Raw genomic sequence first — 16,812 nt, 5'->3', positions numbered from 1 at the left:
ATCTTCAGGCGGCTTCCGTCAGGCGGGCATCGATGCGGATCGGCACCAGCACATCGCCCGATGGCGGTGCTTCGATCTGCACATGCGACCAGCGCAGGATTTCCATCTGGCCATCGAAATGCTCGACAACCGCCGTACAGCTCTCAACCCAGTCGCCGGTGTTGATGTATTCGACGTCGCTGGTCTTTTCGATAACCGCATGGTGGATGTGGCCGCAAATCACCCCTTCAACCCCGCAGCGCTTTGCTTCGTCGGCAAGCACCTTCTGGAAAGAACCGATAAAATTCACAGCCTTCTTGACCCGAAGCTTGGCCCAGGATGAAAAGGACCAGTATTCGAGGCCCATCATATGCCGCAGCCGCGCGATCGCCCGGTTTGCCAGCATGGCAGCGTCATAGGCATGGTCGCCGAGATAGGCGAGCCAGCGCGCGTTGTGCACGACGGTGTCGAACTGGTCGCCATGAATGACGAGATAGCGCCTGCCGTCGGCGGCTTCATGGATGACGCTGTCGGCCACGACGATGCCGCCGAAATGCACGCCCTGGAACTGCCGCGCGAACTCGTCATGATTGCCGGCTATGTAGGTGATGCTGGCACCCTTGCGCGCCTTGCGCAGGATCTTCTGCACCACATCATTGTGCGCCTGCGGCCAGTGCCAGCTGCGGCGCAGCCGCCAGCCATCGACGATATCGCCGACCAGATAGATGTTGTCCGCATCGTGATGACGCAGAAAGTCAATCAGAAACTCGGCCTTCGCGGCTTTCGAGCCAAGATGAAGGTCCGAAATGAAAATCGTGCGGAAACGACGAGGCTGCTGACCCGGCATTGGCAATCCCACCTTTCGTGGCACCGCTATGCCTTGATTCATGCAACAAACATGTGACGCTCATTCACAAACGGTCTTCATTCGCAAGAATAAAATCCAAAATCAGCCTTGCCTCGCAATTGCCACGGTGCGTGCTAAAAGACCATTGTACGCTTCCGGAGCGTTGCCGCTTTTCCAGGCATCGCTGCACCGCTCCAACTCTTTATTTTCATGCAGATCCGATCGCGGAACCGGTTTCGTTTCCTGCGCGGATTGATTCAGGGGGTCCGCTTTGATGGATAACGGCAACGGCAAGAGAACACGCTCCGACATCGAGGAGGCAGCGCTGTTCTTCCACCAGTATCCGGTGCCGGGAAAGCTTGAGATACAGGCGACAAAGGCTCTGGGGAATCAGCGCGATCTGGCGCTCGCCTATTCGCCGGGCGTTGCGGCGCCCTGCCTTGAAATTCAGGAAGACCCCGAATCGGCAGCCCTCTACACCACCCGCGCGAATCTCGTAGGTGTGGTCTCCAACGGAACCGCTGTTCTCGGTCTCGGCAATATCGGCCCGCTTGCCTCCAAGCCGGTCATGGAAGGCAAGGCGGTTCTTTTCAAGAAATTCGCAGGCATCGACGTATTCGACATCGAGATCGATGCGCCGGAAATCGACCAGATGGTGAGCACGATCTCCGCGCTGGAGCCGACCTTCGGCGGCATCAATCTTGAAGATATCAAGGCACCTGAATGCTTCGAGGTCGAAGAGCAGCTCAAGGCGCGCATGAACATTCCGGTTTTCCATGACGACCAGCATGGAACGGCGATCATCGTTGCTGCCGCGATCCTCAATGGGCTGGAAATCGCCGAAAAGAAGATCGAGGACGTCAAGATCGTGACCTCGGGCGCGGGCGCGGCTGCGCTTGCCTGCCTCAACCTTTTGGTTTCGCTCGGCGCGAAAATCGAGAACATCTGGGTCACGGACCGTTTCGGCGTCGCCTACAAGGGCCGCACCGAGGAAATGGACCGCTGGAAGGACCCCTACGTCAAGGACACCAAGGCCCGTAAGCTGGGCGACGTCATCCGTGGTGCCGACGTGTTTCTCGGCCTCTCCGCAGCAGGCGTCCTGACACCCGACCTGCTCAAGATGATGGCTGAGAAGCCTCTTGTGCTGGCGCTGGCCAACCCCTCGCCGGAAATCATGCCGGAGGTTGCCCGCGATGCCCGCCCGGATGCCATGATTTGCACTGGCCGTTCCGATTATCCCAATCAGGTCAACAACGTATTGTGTTTTCCTTACATCTTCCGTGGCGCCCTCGATTGCGGCGCCAGGGCGATCAATGAGGACATGAAGATGGCTGCCGTGCGCGCCATAGCCGGCCTTGCCCGCGAGGAACCTTCCGATGTCGCCGCGCGCGCCTATTCGGGGGAAACGCCGATGTTCGGGCCAGACTTTCTCATTCCGTCGCCTTTCGACCCGCGCCTTATCCTGCGCATTGCTCCGGCAGTGGCCAGAGCTGCCGGTGAAACGGGTGTGGCCACCCGTCCGATCACCGATTTTCCCGCCTATATCGACAAGCTCAACCGATTCGTGTTCCGTTCGGGTCTCGTCATGAAGCCGGTGTTCACCGCCGCGCGGTCATCGGCGAAGAACCGCATCGTCTACGCCGATGGCGAGGACGAGCGCGTTCTGCGCGCGACCCAGGTGGTGATCGAGGAAGGAATCGCAAAGCCGATCCTGATCGGCAGACCGCATGTCATCGATGTGCGGCTGCGTCGCTACGGGCTGCGCATCCGCCCCGGCGAGGATTTCGAACTGATCAACCCTGAAGACGATCCTCGTTATCGCCACTATGTCGACCTGTTGATCGACATCGCCGGCCGGCGCGGCGTGACGCAGGAAGCCGCGCGCACCATGGTGCGCACCGACAACACGGTGATCGCGGCACTCGCCCTGCAGCGCGGCGATGGCGACGCCATGCTGTGCGGTCTTGAAGGCCGTTTCGGAAAGCATCTGCGCAACGTGTCGCTCATCATCGGCCCGCGTCCGGGCATACGCGACCGCGATCTGTCGACGCTGTCGATGCTGATCACCCAGCGCGGGCCCCTCTTCTTCACGGATACATTCGTGACGGTGGACCCATCCGCCGAGGAAATCGCCGAAATGACGGTTCTGGCAGCAGAGGAAATCCGGCGTTTCGGCATCGAGCCGAAAGCAGCGCTCCTGTCGCACTCGGATTTCGGCTCGCGCGATACGCCGAGCGCCGAGAAAATGCGGCGCGCAGCCGAGATTATCCGCGAGATCGCTCCCGACCTCGAATGCGACGGCGAGATGAACGCGGACTCCGCCCTGTCGCCAATACTGCGCCAGCGCGTCTATCCGCATTCGCGCCTCAAGGGCGAAGCCAACCTGCTGGTCTTCCCTAACCTGGACGCCGCCAACATCGCGATGGCGACCGTCAAGCAGATGATGGATGCCCTGCATGTCGGGCCGATCCTGCTGGGTGCCGCCATGCCGGCGCATATCCTCACGCCGTCTGTCACGTCGCGCGGCGTGGTCAACATGACGGCGCTTGCCGTCGTCGAGGCCACGCAAAGGTCGCAGGCCTCCGTCGACATGGATGCGCTGCTCGCCGCCGCCTCGGAATAGCGAAAGGCGGAATTAACCGGCAACCGCTACTCTGCCCGCGCAATTCATGGCGAGGTTGGAGTGGCGGGCCCGGTTCGCAATATTGGCTTAGGCATCATGTCGGCTTTTGCACTGGTGGGAACGCTGGTGCTTTGCGGCGTGACGCCCGCCAATTCGGCCCCTTCCTGCCGCCAGCTGGAGGCCGAACTTGCCCGCGCCTCCGTGCCGAGGAAAGTGGGCCAGGCAAAAAAGTACGACGACGCGATAGCCAGGCAACGCGACCAGATCGCCAGGGCGCGCCAGCGTGCCAGCGCCTCGGGGTGCAGCTTTTCCATCTTCGCCCGCAAAGGGTCACAGTGCGGCGAGCTGAACGAAACCATCAAACGCATGACGCAAAATCTGCAAAGCCTGCAGAACACGCGCGCGGGGATGGGCAAGGGCGTTGGACGAACCGACCGCAAGCGCATACTGGCGGCGTTGGACGCAAACGGATGCCGTGCCAGGAAGGCGCCTGCCAACGCGGCGGTCCGCAATGCGTCTCCCCTCGCCCAAAATGACACCGACGCGGGCGCCAATGCGGGGGTTGTCATCCGCGGCACCGGCTCCTCGTCCATCTATTATCCGGCAAACCGGCCCTACCGGACGCAATGCGTGCGCACCTGCGACGGCTATTTCTTCCCGATGTCGAAATCCACGAGCCCGGCCGACTTCCAGCGGGACCAGAACCGCTGCGAGGCGGCCTGCCCCGGCACGCGAGTCGAGATGTTCTACAGCCAGAGCAAGGGCGAGGACACGACCGCCATGATCTCGGCGGTGACCGGAAAGCGCTATGCCGACCTGCCCCGCGCGCTGTTCTTCCGGCGACTGGACGTTCCGACGGAGCCGGGTTGCAGCTGTGGCGGCAACATGGCGGCGCAGGCCACTTCCTTTGCCGGTGAAGCCGTCCCGCCCCCTGTCCGCATATCGACGAAACCGGGCTCCTCCGTTTCAGCCATGGAAGCACCGCGCAAAAGTGGCGGTCAGAACGAGACCGCGGAAAAACCTGTCGAAACGGTGGAGCGGGAAGCTGACGACGACCGCAAGATCAGGGTCGTCGGGCCAACGTTCCTTCCCGACCGATAATCGGCAGAAGCTCCGCCAGTTCCGGGCCGGATGAACGCCCGGTCAGCGCCAGCCGCAGCGGCGCGAAGAGCTCCTTGCCCTTTCGCCCGGTTTCCTTGCGGATCGCCCCCGTCCACTGTTTCCAGACGGTATCGCCCCACGGCTCTTCGGGCAGGAGTGCGAATCCTGACCGCAGAAACTCCAGCGTCTCCGCATCGAACTGTTGCGCTTCCAGCGGCCCCTCGTTGACGATGCGCCACCAGTCGCGGGCATCTGCGATCTTGTCGAGATTGCCGCGAACGGCATTCCAGAAGGCCTCCGCCCGCTCATCGGCGATGCCGAACAGAACGAGCCGGTCGCGCACCTCTTCAAAAGGCATGCGATGCAGCAGCGCGCGGTTCAGAACGAACAGCTCGTCCGGGTCGAATTTGGCGGCCGATTTCGAGGTCGATGCGGGATCGAAATGCGTGGCCAGTTCCGCCAAAGAGTCGATCGCCTGAACATTTTCGGAGGTGCCGATCAAAACCGCCAGTGAAGCAATCGCCATCGGCTCGACGCCCGCCTCACGCAGGCTCTCGACCGAGAGCGCGCCGCTGCGCTTGGAAAGCCCCTCGCCCGACGATGTGGTGAGCAGATTGTGATGGCCGAACACCGGCGGTTCGGCTCCCAGCGCCCTGAACAGCGCAATCTGCACGCCGGTATTGGTGACATGATCGTCACCACGAATGACATGGGTGACACCCATGTCGATGTCGTCGACGACCGACGGCAGGGTGTAGAGATAGGTCCCGTCCTCGCGCACCAGAACCGGATCGGACAGCGATGCCAGATCGACGGTTTCCTCGCCCCGCACCAGATCATTCCAGTGCACTTCGGTGCGCTGCGTTTCAGCGGGGTCGCTGGCGAAATTGGGCAGCAGGAAACGCCAGTGCGGCCTGCGCCCATCCGCCTCGAACTCTGTGATCTCATCCTGTGTCAGGGCCAGCGCTTCGCGGCCATAGACCGGCGGCAAACCGCGCGTGCGCCTGATCTTGCGGCGCAGATCCAATTCCTCCGGCGTTTCATAGCAGGGATACAGAACTCCGGCCGCCTTCAGCTTCTCCACTGCCTGATCGTAAACGTCGAAACGCTTCGACTGATATTCGATGCTGTCGGGGAAAATTCCCAGCCAGTGAAGATCATAGAGGATGGAGTCCGCATATTCCTTGCGCGACCGCTCCACATCGGTGTCGTCGAAACGCTGGATGAAGCGGCCATTGTGCTTTTGCGCGAACAGCCAGTTGAACAGGGCCGTACGGGTATTGCCGATATGGATTCGGCCCGTGGGCGAAGGTGCGAAGCGGACGGTTATGGTCATCGTTGTGGCCTACCGGATGGGGTGGAAATTGGCAACACAGCCATTGGCAGTGTGCTGTGGCATTTCGTTGGCGTAACAATGCCTCAGCGCACGAAGCGCATATACATGCCATCTCTCGAGACTTCGAAGCCGAAAGCCTCATAGAACGAATGCGCGTCGCTGGTGCGCAGACTGAAAGCCGGAATGCCGGCGAGGTCGGGATGGTCAAGCATGGCCTGCACAAGCTTCTTGCCGATACCCGCCCCACGCTTGTCCGGCCAGACGATCACGTCACAGAGATAGGCAAAGCAGGCATAGTCCGTCATCGCGCGGGCGAAACCGACCTGCTGTCCATCGATGAAAGCCGCCGCGCAGGCCGAGTGGTCGAAAGCCCTGCGGTTGATCGCATCAGTGCGCTTTTCGCCCCAGTAGGAGGCTCTGATCAGTTCCGACGTGCGCTCGAAGTCGATCCGCTCAAGATCATAGGAAATCTCGACTTCGGGCCTGTCAGCCACGGTCGCGGAACCTGTTGGTGATCGGGTAGCGGCGGTCGCGGCCAAAGTTCTTCTTCGTGATCTTGACGCCCGGAGCCGCCTGGCGGCGCTTGTATTCGGCAATGTAGAGCAGGTTTTCTACGCGCATCACCGTCTCGCGGTCATGTCCGCGCGCGACGATGTCATCAACGCCCATCTCGTTTTCGACCAGACATTCCAGAATATCGTCGAGAACCTCATAGGGTGGCAGCGAATCCTGATCGGTCTGGTTCTCGCGCAATTCGGCGGTCGGAACCTTCTCGATGATGTTGACTGGGATAACCTCGCCGGAAGGCCCCAGGGCACCCGGCGGCACTTCATTGTTGCGCCATCGCGAAATGGCATAGACCTGCAGCTTGTAGAGGTCCTTGATCGGATTGAAGCCGCCATTCATGTCGCCATAAAGGGTGGCGTAGCCGACCGACATCTCGCTCTTGTTGCCGGTAGTGACGACCATGGAGCCGAACTTGTTTGAGATCGCCATCAGCAGGGTGCCGCGGGCGCGGCTTTGCAGGTTTTCTTCGGTGATACCCGCCTGCGTGCCCTCGAAAAGCTGCGCCAGCGCGTTCTGGAAGCCTTCGACGGGCTCGGCAATCGGCACGATGTCATAGCGGCAGCCGAGAGCACGTGCGCAATCCTCGGCATCTTTCAGCGATTCCTTCGAGGTATACCGGTAAGGCATCATCACGCAGCGCACACGCTCCTCGCCCAGCGCATCCACGGCGAGCGCAGCGCAGATGGCTGAATCGATACCGCCCGACAGGCCGAGAACGACATTTTTGAAGCCGTTCTTGTTCACATAGTCGCGGAGGCCAAGCATGCAGGCACGGTAATCCGCCTCTTCCTTCTCAGGAATCCGCGACATGGGCCCCTGATCGCAGGCCCAGTGGTCGCCCTGCCTTTTCCAGGTGGTGACGGCGAGCGTTTCCTCGAACTGGCTCATCTGGAAGACAAGCGACTTGTCGGCCCCGATGGCGAAGGACGCGCCATCGAACACCAGCTCGTCCTGCCCGCCAACCTGATTGGCGTAGATCAGCGGCAGGCCGCTTTCGATCACCTGCCGGATGACGATCTGATGGCGAATGTCGACCTTGCCGCGATAGTAGGGCGATCCGTTCGGCACGACCAGCAGCTCCGCGCCGCTTTCGGCCAGCGTCTCGCACACGCCGAAATCGCCCCAGATGTCCTCGCAGATCGGAATCCCAAGACGAATGCTCCGGAAATTCACCGGGCCCGGCATGTCCGGCCCCGCCTGAAAGACGCGCTTTTCATCGAATTCGCCATAGTTCGGCAGATCGACCTTGAAGCGCTCGGCAATGATCTTGCCACCATCGGCGACGATCACGGCATTGTGGGTTCCGCTGCTGCGCTTCAGGGGAACGCCGATGATGATGCCCGGACCACCATCGGCCGTTTCCGCCGCGATCTCTTCGGCGGCCCGCTCGCAGGCCCTGAGGAAAGCGGGCTTCAGGATCAGATCCTCCGGCGGATAGCCGGATATGAACAGTTCAGTGAACAGGACGAGATCGGCGCCCTGGCTGGCCGCGTCGGCCCGCGCCTGCCGCGCTCTGGCAAGATTGGCCGCAACATCCCCGACAGTGGGGTTGAGCTGGGCAATGGCGATGCGGAGAATATCGGGCGATGTCTTCTTGCTCATGATGCCGGTTTAGCGGGAGTCTGCGCAGAAGGAAACTGCCCCTAGACCGGCGATCCGAACAGCCGCTCGAAGATGGCGACCACCCAGACACCGCCGGACAGAAGAATAGCGATCAGCACCGCCAGCGATCCGCAATCCTTGGCGAGCTGTATGTCGATGTTGAATTCCCGGCTGACGGCATCGCATGCAGCCTCGATGCCGGTATTGAGCACCTCGACGAGGATCAGGAAGAGAACCGCGGCGATCAGGAGCGCATAGCCCTTCCACGATGACGAGACGAGCCAGCCCACCGGAATGGCGATCAGCAACAGGATCAGCTCCTGCTGGAAGGCAGGTTCGCTCCCGGCCAGACGGCGGAAAGCCCGCACCGAGTTGAAGAATGCATCCATGAGCCGCTTCATGTCGTCTTTGCCTCCTGCCGGGCGTCCTGCTGATCGCAGGCGAAGAACGGGAAGAATGTGACCGTTCCGTGAACCGGATGCGCTTATCCCTCACCCTCCCGAAATGGGCAAGCGCACTCAGCAGAGCAGAATGCCTGAACCATGCGGCCCCATATCCCTGAAGTTGAAAATCTTCATATTCATGACATCAGGTTGTAGGTTTTTAATAAAGATTTAGCGCACACCGACTAAGAATTTCAGTGCGCGGTGTGCATTGGGGGCATGGGACAGCGCCATTTGTCTGATGCATATCAAGGCTCCCGATTGGGCGCATGCCTGACAGGCGCGCCGGAACAACGGACAAACGAGTCATCTTTATGCAGGCCGCAGCAACGCATCAGGAAAGACCCCAGAAAGATCTGGCCGGAGCTGTGGTGGCAACGATGCGCCGTCTGGGTGTTATTGGACTGCCGCGCAACTATGAAATCTTTTATGAAGCGCTCAGCGGCGCCAACCCTGCCCTGGGGCTGGCCGTGGTGGCGCTCGGCAATCGCCCCACGCAGCAGCAACTGGATGAAGTGGGCAAGCGCTTTTGCGCGCATCACTATGGCCAGGGTTTCGTGGAGCAGGCACGCGAAGTTCTTGCGCGGGAACTGGAAGACGTCGCCACGCTTCTGCGCAGCGAACGCACGCAGGTCGAAAAATACGGCCGCATCCTGAGCGAAACATCCGACGGCCTTGCCAACAGATCGGCCATTTCGCGGGAACTGTTGCAGAAGATCGTCGGTGCCGTGGCGGTGGCCACGACCTCCACCATTGACCGTGGCAGGCAGATGGAAAGCACGCTCAGCGAAAAATCCGACGAGCTGGAAGCTGTGAAGTGCAAGCTTGAGGAATACAAACGCCTCGCCGAAACCGATCCGCTCACGCAAATCCTCAACCGTCGTGCATTCGACACGGAAATCGCGCGTATCTACAGTTCTAAAAAGGACATACTGTTCAACGCGCTGATCCTTGCCGACATCGACGATTTCAAGAAGATCAACGACCGTTTCGGCCACCCGGTAGGTGACCGCATCATCCGCTCCATCGCAGACATATTCCAGAGCAGCGTGCGTCGCGGCGTGTTCGTCGCCCGTACTGGCGGAGAGGAATTCGCCATCATCGTCGAGGGAACGAGCGAGGACCACACCACCGAGATCGCCGAACGCCTGCGCAGGCTGGTGGAGCAGACCCGGTTCACCGATCCTGTGACGGGGGTGAGCTACGGCCCGGTGACGGTTTCGATGGGCATCTGCATGGCAGCCGAAGCCGCGACCTCGGATGAATTGTATATCAAGGCAGACAGGGCGCTCTATCGCTCGAAAGTCGCGGGCAGAAATCGCGTGACACGCCATTCCGACATCGGCACCGAAAGCACCAACAAATGGCTGCTTTACCGGAAGGATTGATGATCCCCTCGCGCTTCATGCGCAGCCGCAGGCATAAAAAAGGCGCTCACCGGGAGCGCCTTTTTCCTGTTCTGCAAGAATGATCAGGCTGATGCGGCCTGCTTCTGCTGTTCCGCAGGGCGGTTGTCACGCAGAAGATCGGATACCAGGAAAGCAAGCTCGATCGCCTGATCGGCGTTGAGGCGCGGATCGCAATGGGTGTGGTAGCGATCCTGAAGCTCCTCGGCGGTGATCGCACGCGCACCGCCCGTGCATTCCGTCACGTTCTTGCCGGTCATTTCCACATGGATGCCGCCCGGATGAGTGCCTTCGGCGCGATGCACGTCGAAGAAGGTCTGGACCTCCTTGAGGATGCGGTCGAAGGGACGCGTCTTGTAGCCGGCCGCAGTGATGGTGTTGCCATGCATCGGATCGCACGACCAGACCACCGAACGACCCTCGGCCTTCACCGCCCGCACCAGCTTCGGCAGATGCTCTTCCACCTTGTCCGAGCCGAAGCGCGCGATCAGCGTAAGGCGGCCGGGTTCGTTTTCCGGGTTCAGCTTGTCGATCAGCTCAAGCAGATTGTCAGGAGTGATGCTCGGGCCGCACTTCAGGCCGAGCGGGTTTTTGATGCCCCGGCAATATTCGATGTGAGCGTGATCCGCCTGACGGGTACGGTCGCCGATCCAGATCATGTGACCGGAAGTGGCATACCAGTCGCCGGATGTGGAATCGACGCGCGTCAGCGCTTCCTCGTAGCCAAGAAGCAGCGCCTCATGGCTGGTATAGAAATCGGTCTCGCGCAGAGCATGGTTGGTTTCCGAGGTAATGCCGACGGCCTTCATGAAGTCCATCGTCTCGGTGATGCGATGCGCGAGCGATTCATACTTCTCGCCCTGTGGGCTGTCGGACACGAAGCCCAGCATCCAGCGGTGGACGTTCTCAAGGCTGGCATATCCGCCCTGCGCGAAGGCGCGCAGAAGATTGAGCGTCGCCGCCGACTGGCGGTAAGCCATGACCTGACGGCGCGGATCGGGTACGCGGGACGCGGCGTCGAAATCGATGCCGTTGATGATGTCGCCGCGGTAGCTCGGCAACGTCACTTCACCCTTGGTCTCGTTATCGGACGAGCGCGGCTTGGCGAACTGGCCGGCAACGCGGCCGACCTTAACCACCGGCTGTGAGGCAGCAAAAGTCAGGACGACCGACATCTGGAGGAAAACGCGGAAGAAGTCGCGGATGTTGTCCGCGCCATGTTCCACGAAGCTTTCGGCGCAGTCGCCGCCCTGAAGCAGGAAGGCTTCGCCGGCAGCCACGCTGGCAAGCTGCTTCTTGAGCTTTCGCGCCTCGCCCGCAAAAACGAGTGGCGGAAAGCTGGCGAGCTGGGCCTCGACAGCCCGCAGGGCGTCGACGTCCGGATAAGCCGGAACCTGCTGGATCGGCATTGCTCTCCAAGAATTCGGGGACCACTTCGTCATTGTCTCAACCACTCTTAATTTCCGGGGTCTCGCCCCATTACTCCCATATATAGTATAGGAAACGTCGCTCCATACATGAAGCGGCACTTTAGTGCCAGCCTGCAATTTACCCTGCGTCCGCCAGACCTCCCCACGCGCATTCATTCCTGAACACAAGCGCGTCGCTGATTCGCCGGCTCAAAGGATTCCCGGCCATCAGGCCGACAGAAATGCGTGGTGTGCAGCCTCCCGGTCGCAGCGGGCACTCGCGATCTATTTACCAAACGTAAACCACGCAAGAGTCTCAGGGAAAAACCATAGCCAACTGATTTAAATCGATTTTTTCGAATTCAAATTAGCTCTCTCGCGTTTTGCGTGCTGTGGCGCTGATGTCACTTCACGCCACAGCTTTGCTGTTCACGACACATTACTCATTGAATCTGATCAAGCAGTGTTACTCTCTGTAACAGAATTCGAGAGGTTCGATCGGTATCGTGTTCAGGTTCGGCACAGCACAGTGGGGAGGCAGCAGAGGCGACGGCAAGACGCCGGCTTCCCGCACGCCTGTTTCCGCGATGCAGTCGTTCTGGGGGCTGATGCGTGCCTACTGGTTCTCCGACAGATGGAGAGAAGCCTGGGGCCTTACCCTCGTTGTCGCGTTCCTGACCGCATTTTCCAGCAAGGTCGGCGTATGGTTCGCCGTGGCTTCGGGCGAGTTGGTCAATTCCATCGCCTATTTTCACAGCCCCACAAACGAGGCGCCGCTGGCCAGTCTTCTGAGCAATGCGGCCTTCCTCGTCGCTCTGGTTGTGTTCAAGGATGCGGGCATCACCGGCACCAAGAGCTTCGTGTCGGCCACGCTGCATCGCCGCTGGCGCGCCTGGCTCAACTCCAGGTTCAACGACGCGCTGCTGGATGCCAACCACACGCATTTCCACGCCCAGCACGGAGCCGATACCGCGCCCGACAATATCGACCAGCGCATACAGGAATCGATCAAGGGCATGACCGGTGGCGCCATCGGGCTTGCCATGGGCGTCATCGCGGTGGCGAGCTCGGTTTTCTTCGTCGGCCAGAAGCTACTTGAAACCTCTACTGAGGTGCGCGGCTTTGAATTTCTGGGTGAATATGGCGGCCTTGTCTTCGCGCTGGTCGCGGTTGCCGCCTATGTGCCGGTCAACACATGGATCGCGGTCCGGCTGGGCGGCCTTCTGGAGCGCTTGTCGATCCGCATGCAGAAGGCCGAAGGCAGCTACCGCGGCGAGCTTTCCACCCTGCTGCGGCGCAGCTTCCATGTGGCATCCGCCCACGGCGAAGCGGTGCAGAAGACCATGCATGAGCGCCTCTACACCGAGATCGACCGCACCTGGGGGCGGCTGAACTGGATCAATGCCGGCTACGGTTCCTTCGAACGCATCTATAATTTCGTCGGCGCCCGCGTCGTAGCCTATGGACCGGGCCTGCTGCCTTTCATTCACAACCGCATAGACCTCAAAGGCTACATCACCGGCGCGGAACTGGTGAACTCCCTGATCAGCCAGTGTTCGTGGTTCATCCATGTCATGCCGGCGATCGCGACCCTGCGCGCCAACAGCCGTCGTGTCATCGATCTCGCTCAGGCCATCGAGAGCGTGCAGGAGCCGGTGAATTTCTATCGCCTCACCGGCGACTGCGAATTCCGCTATATGACCCAGAACCCTGTGTTCGGGCTTGCCATCCACAATCTGCGCCTCAGCCATCACGGCCATGGCAGCGAACCTTTCCTTGTCTGCGACAGGCTTGGCTTCAGGCGTGGCGAATGGACTTTCCTCAAAGGCGAATCCGGCTGCGGAAAAACATCGCTGATCAAGGCCCTCAACGGTCTGTGGCCTTACGGCGGCGGCACGATCGCATTCCCGGAAGGGGTGACGAGTTTTTATGCCGCGCAGGAAGTCAAACTGCTGCCCGTCACTCTCAAGGAGCTTGTCTGCCTGCCGCAGGGGGCTGAAAACCACAATGACGCAACAGTGGCAGCAGCGCTTCACAAGGCGGGGCTCGGCGAATTCATCGAACATCTGGCCGACGAAACCCGCGCGGGCAAAAGCTGGGACCAGTTGCTGTCGGGCGGTCAGAAGCAGAAGCTGGTGGTTGCCCGCATCATCCTGCACAAGCCCGGCCTGCTGTTCCTCGATGAGGCGACGGGCGCGCTGGATCCGGAAAGCAAGATTGCCTTCCATCAGGCCATCCGGGACAATTGCCCCGGCGTGACCGTCATCAGCGTCATGCACGAACAGGCTCCGCCGCGGTCGGCTTCCGGTGAAGAGTTTTATCACAGCGTTCTCACCATTGCCGACGGCGTGGCGACCAAGGAGCCGATGATCCCCAGCCTGCCGCCCGAACTCACCGAAATTCTCAACCGGCCACCACAGGCGGCCGACGGCTGGCTGCACATTCCGCGTCGTCGCCTGAGAACCAGCAGCCAAAGTTGACCGGACCAGATTTCCTGCCTCATTGCCGGTTGACTTGCCCTTTTACTTTCCTATGTTGCGGCCACTCGCAGCCCTCAACCAAACCTGCGATCGGAAAGGTCAACCCCGCCATGTCTGGCGACAGTTACAGTCGAATAAAATCGCCGTCTGTCTGATGTGACCCTTTCGGGCTCGCCTCCGGCCGACGGCAAGGAGTGAGCCAAATGAACAATTTTTCGCCCGCCATGAGCGGCGACGCCATCGCAATCGCCCGGGTTCTCGCCAACGACCATGTCGCGGATATGGTCGAAGCGCTGAACAATGAGCCGCGCGATCTGGCGGCCGAGCTGCTTTCGACAGTTCCGTTCGAGCGCGCGGTCGAAATCTTCGACCAGCCCGAGCTTGAAGACGCATCGGAGCTGATCGCCGCCCTGCCCCGGCCGCTTGCCGGCAGGCTGCTTGCGGAAATGTCCGCCGACCGCGCCGCCGACGTGCTGCGCGAACTTTCGGAGCCGGCCAGATCGGAGCTGCTGCATGCCATGGCGCCTTCGCTGCGCCATTCGCTGCTGGCTATCCTCGGCTACCCGGAAGGCAGCGCCGGCTCGATCATGACCACGGAATATGTCAGCGTTCCGCCGGACTGGACCGTGGCGCGCACGCTCGACTACATCCGTCAGGTGGAGCGCACCCGCGAGACGGTCTATGCCATCTATGTTGTCGACCCCGCCACGCACCATCTGCTGCGCGCCTTCGGCCTGCGCAAGCTGATCACCAGCCAGCCGGAAGACCGCATCGTCTCGATCGCAGCCGACACCACGCCGGTTTCCGTGCCGCCGCTGATGGATGTCGAGCAAGTGGCGCAGCTCATCCGCAAATACGACTTGCTGGCCGTTCCGGTGGTCGAAGACGACAAGATCCTAGGCATCGTCACGGTGGACGACGTTCTGGACACGATGATCGAGGAAAACACCGAGGACGTGCACCGCCTCGGCGGCATGGAAGCGCTGGACGAGCCCTACATGAAGATGGGCTTCCTTTCGATGATCGGGAAGCGCGGCGGCTGGCTGTGTGCGCTTTTCCTCAGCGAAATGCTGACGGCCAGCGTCATGCAGCACTATGAGGTGGAACTCGAAAAGGCGATCGTGCTGACCCTGTTCATTCCACTCATCATGAGCTCCGGCGGCAATTCCGGCTCGCAGGCCACCTCACTGGTCATCCGCGCGCTCGCCCTGCGCGAGCTTTCGCTCGGCGACTGGTGGCGGGTTGCCCTGCGCGAACTGCCGAGCGGTCTTGTGCTCGGCGCGATGCTTGGCGCCGTCGGCATGATCCGCATCGTTCTGTGGCAGTATCTGGGACTTTACGACTACGGCCCCTACTGGCACCTCATCGCCCTGACCATCGGGCTGGCGCTTGTGGGCATCGTCACCTTCGGTTCCCTGACCGGCTCGATGCTGCCCTTCATCCTCAAGCGCATCGGCTTCGATCCGGCCAGCGCCTCTGCGCCATTCGTGGCAACGCTGGTCGATGTGACGGGGCTCGCCATCTACTTCACGGTGGCGGCGCTCATCCTGACCGGCACTATCCTGTAGTCTGAGCCCGGCGGGCGGATCAGTCGATCCGCTCGCCGTTGCGCACCCGGTAGGTGGGCTTGTACATGGTGACAAGCTCCTCGGCAGCGGTTGGATGGACCGCCATCGTACGGTCGAAATCATCCTTGGTGACGCCGGCCTTCAGAGGAATGCCGAGCAGCTGCGCCATCTCGCCGGCATCAGGCCCCATGATGTGCGCGCCGACCACCCTGCGCGAGACGGCATCGACAATCAGCTTCATCAGCATCTTCTCGTTGCGGCCCGACAGCGTGTTGCGCATGGGCCTGAAGGAAGCGCGATAGACTTCCAGTTCAGGATATTTTTCCGCCGCCTCATGCTCGGACAGACCGACCGTGCCGATTTCCGGCTGCGAGAAAACGGCCGTGGCGATGAGATCGTGATCCGGCGCGGTGGGATTGTCCCTGAAGGCGGTTTCGACGAAGCACATCGCTTCGTGGATCGCCACCGGGGTGAGCTGCACGCGGTCGGTCACGTCGCCGATCGCCCAGATGTTGTCGACATTGGTGCGCGAATAGGGATCGACGACGATCGCGCCCGTCACCGAAGTCTCGATGCCGACGGCCTCCAGCCCAAGGCCTTCCGTGTTGGGTGAGCGGCCCATGGCCAGCATGAACTGATCGACAGTGCGCGTCTCGCCGTTGCTCAGGCGCACGTCGAGGCGGCCATCGTCACGGCGCACCACCTCCTCCGCGACGGCCCGACAAACGATCTCGATGCCCTTGTCGGTCATCGCTTCCTGCAGCCCGGTGCGCAGGTCGTCATCAAAATGATTGAGGATCTTCACTCCGCGGTAGACCAGGGTGGTCTCGACGCCCAGCCCGTGGAAGATGTTGGCGAACTCGACCGCGATGTAGCCCCCGCCCCCGACCATGACAGATTTCGGCAGCGTCTCCAGATGGAATGCCTCGTTGGAGGTGATGCAGTGCTCGTGGCCCTTAAGTGCCGGATGCGGTGACGGACGGCCGCCGGTCGCGATGAGAATCTGATCAGCGCTCACAGTTCGGCCATCAGCAACCAGCCGCACCGTGTGACGATCGACAAGTTCGGCGCGCGTATCAAGGATCGTTGCACCCGAGGCTTCGACATTGCGGCGATAAATGCCTTCAAGCCGGGCGATCTCGCGGTCCTTGTTGGCCAGCAGCGTATTCCAGTCGAAGCTGGCTGGCGGAACGTTCCAGCCGTAGCCGGCGGCGTCCTCGAAATGCTCGCTGTATTGAGAAGCATAAACGAAAAGCTTCTTCGGCACGCATCCACGGATGACACAGGTTCCGCCGAAACGATACTCTTCCGCGATTGCTACACGTTTTCCCATGGCCGCAGCTACACGCGCGGCGCGCACACCGCCTGAACCTCCACCGATGACGAAGAGGTCGTAGTCGTAAGCGGCCATATGAAAAACCCTTCAGGCAGGAGTGATGCTTACAGGTAGG

General features: G+C 61.0%; 12 protein-coding genes. 5 read left to right on the top strand and 7 right to left on the bottom strand.

Annotated elements, in window-relative coordinates:
* Positions 1 to 4: 4 nt before the first annotated feature.
* On the bottom strand, positions 5 to 826 hold the full coding sequence (locus HNR59_RS10585) for a UDP-2,3-diacylglucosamine diphosphatase (protein ID WP_183829636.1): 822 nt from the start codon (positions 824 to 826) through the stop codon (positions 5 to 7).
* 274 nt (positions 827 to 1,100) lie between these two features.
* On the opposite strand from HNR59_RS10585, the gene HNR59_RS10580 reads away from it, so the two are divergent.
* Positions 1,101 to 3,449, top strand: coding sequence for an NADP-dependent malic enzyme (locus HNR59_RS10580; protein WP_183829634.1), 2,349 nt, complete (start codon positions 1,101 to 1,103; stop codon positions 3,447 to 3,449).
* A 96-nt stretch (positions 3,450 to 3,545) separates the two neighbouring features.
* Positions 3,546 to 4,550, top strand: a complete 1,005-nt coding sequence (locus tag HNR59_RS10575; RefSeq protein ID WP_183829631.1) for a DUF2865 domain-containing protein — start codon at positions 3,546 to 3,548, stop codon at positions 4,548 to 4,550.
* Here the strand turns inward: HNR59_RS10575 and gltX are convergent.
* The 4 genes from gltX to HNR59_RS10555 all read right to left on the bottom strand — a co-directional run bounded on the left by gltX (position 4,513) and on the right by HNR59_RS10555 (position 8,456).
* Positions 4,513 to 5,886 (bottom strand): glutamate--tRNA ligase, encoded by a 1,374-nt coding sequence (gltX, locus tag HNR59_RS10570; RefSeq protein WP_183829628.1) that lies wholly within the window; start codon positions 5,884 to 5,886, stop codon positions 4,513 to 4,515. The genes HNR59_RS10575 and gltX overlap by 38 nt on opposite strands.
* An 83-nt stretch (positions 5,887 to 5,969) precedes the next feature.
* A complete protein-coding gene (locus tag HNR59_RS10565) occupies positions 5,970 to 6,380 on the bottom strand; it encodes a GNAT family N-acetyltransferase (RefSeq protein ID WP_183829625.1) in 411 nt (136 codons plus the stop codon).
* Positions 6,373 to 8,055: an NAD+ synthase gene (locus HNR59_RS10560; RefSeq protein ID WP_183829622.1), complete on the bottom strand. Its 1,683-nt coding sequence runs from the start codon at positions 8,053 to 8,055 to the stop codon at positions 6,373 to 6,375. Before HNR59_RS10560 ends, HNR59_RS10565 begins: the two co-directional genes overlap by 8 nt.
* A 41-nt stretch (positions 8,056 to 8,096) precedes the next feature.
* Positions 8,097 to 8,456 (bottom strand): diacylglycerol kinase, encoded by a 360-nt coding sequence (locus HNR59_RS10555; RefSeq protein ID WP_183829620.1) that lies wholly within the window; start codon positions 8,454 to 8,456, stop codon positions 8,097 to 8,099.
* A 422-nt stretch (positions 8,457 to 8,878) separates the two neighbouring features.
* Between HNR59_RS10555 and HNR59_RS10550 the strand changes: the two genes are divergently transcribed.
* Positions 8,879 to 9,886 (top strand): GGDEF domain-containing protein, encoded by a 1,008-nt coding sequence (locus tag HNR59_RS10550; protein ID WP_246374674.1) that lies wholly within the window; start codon positions 8,879 to 8,881, stop codon positions 9,884 to 9,886.
* A gap of 83 nt (positions 9,887 to 9,969) precedes the next feature.
* On the opposite strand, the gene HNR59_RS10545 is transcribed toward HNR59_RS10550, so the two are convergent.
* Positions 9,970 to 11,346 (bottom strand): class II 3-deoxy-7-phosphoheptulonate synthase, encoded by a 1,377-nt coding sequence (locus tag HNR59_RS10545; protein ID WP_183829615.1) that lies wholly within the window; start codon positions 11,344 to 11,346, stop codon positions 9,970 to 9,972.
* A 554-nt stretch (positions 11,347 to 11,900) separates the two neighbouring features.
* On the opposite strand from HNR59_RS10545, the gene HNR59_RS10540 reads away from it, so the two are divergent.
* Together HNR59_RS10540 and mgtE are read left to right on the top strand one after the other, a co-directional pair.
* Positions 11,901 to 13,793: an ABC transporter ATP-binding protein/permease gene (locus tag HNR59_RS10540; RefSeq protein ID WP_183831528.1), complete on the top strand. Its 1,893-nt coding sequence runs from the start codon at positions 11,901 to 11,903 to the stop codon at positions 13,791 to 13,793.
* A 203-nt stretch (positions 13,794 to 13,996) separates the two neighbouring features.
* The gene (gene mgtE, locus HNR59_RS10535) at positions 13,997 to 15,361 is read left to right on the top strand and encodes a magnesium transporter (protein WP_183829611.1); all 1,365 of its coding nucleotides are present in this window, start codon (positions 13,997 to 13,999) and stop codon (positions 15,359 to 15,361) included.
* 19 nt (positions 15,362 to 15,380) lie between these two features.
* On the opposite strand, the gene gor is transcribed toward mgtE, so the two are convergent.
* A complete protein-coding gene (gor, locus tag HNR59_RS10530; RefSeq protein ID WP_183829608.1) occupies positions 15,381 to 16,772 on the bottom strand; it encodes a glutathione-disulfide reductase in 1,392 nt (463 codons plus the stop codon).
* Positions 16,773 to 16,812 lie beyond the last annotated feature (40 nt).

Source organism: Aquamicrobium lusatiense (genome assembly GCF_014201615.1).
GTDB classification, from domain to species: Bacteria; Pseudomonadota; Alphaproteobacteria; order Rhizobiales; family Rhizobiaceae; genus Mesorhizobium; species Mesorhizobium lusatiense.
The sequence above is the reverse complement of the archived record's forward strand: the minus strand, read 5'-3'. Positions and strand labels throughout refer to the sequence as shown.

Bases quoted from the DNA above. Each gene is read 5' to 3' on its own strand.
- HNR59_RS10585 (WP_183829636.1), bottom strand. From the start codon at position 826: ATGCCGGGTCAGCAGCCTCGTCGTTTCCGCACGATTTTCATTTCGGAC.
- HNR59_RS10580 (WP_183829634.1), top strand. From the start codon at position 1,101: ATGGATAACGGCAACGGCAAGAGAACACGCTCCGACATCGAGGAGGCA.
- HNR59_RS10575 (WP_183829631.1), top strand. From the start codon at position 3,546: ATGTCGGCTTTTGCACTGGTGGGAACGCTGGTGCTTTGCGGCGTGACG.
- gltX (WP_183829628.1), bottom strand. From the start codon at position 5,886: ATGACCATAACCGTCCGCTTCGCACCTTCGCCCACGGGCCGAATCCAT.
- HNR59_RS10560 (WP_183829622.1), bottom strand. From the start codon at position 8,055: ATGAGCAAGAAGACATCGCCCGATATTCTCCGCATCGCCATTGCCCAG.
- HNR59_RS10555 (WP_183829620.1), bottom strand. From the start codon at position 8,456: ATGAAGCGGCTCATGGATGCATTCTTCAACTCGGTGCGGGCTTTCCGC.
- HNR59_RS10550 (WP_246374674.1), top strand. From the start codon at position 8,879: ATGCGCCGTCTGGGTGTTATTGGACTGCCGCGCAACTATGAAATCTTT.
- HNR59_RS10545 (WP_183829615.1), bottom strand. From the start codon at position 11,346: ATGACGAAGTGGTCCCCGAATTCTTGGAGAGCAATGCCGATCCAGCAG.
- HNR59_RS10540 (WP_183831528.1), top strand. From the start codon at position 11,901: ATGCAGTCGTTCTGGGGGCTGATGCGTGCCTACTGGTTCTCCGACAGA.
- mgtE (WP_183829611.1), top strand. From the start codon at position 13,997: ATGAACAATTTTTCGCCCGCCATGAGCGGCGACGCCATCGCAATCGCC.
- gor (WP_183829608.1), bottom strand. From the start codon at position 16,772: ATGGCCGCTTACGACTACGACCTCTTCGTCATCGGTGGAGGTTCAGGC.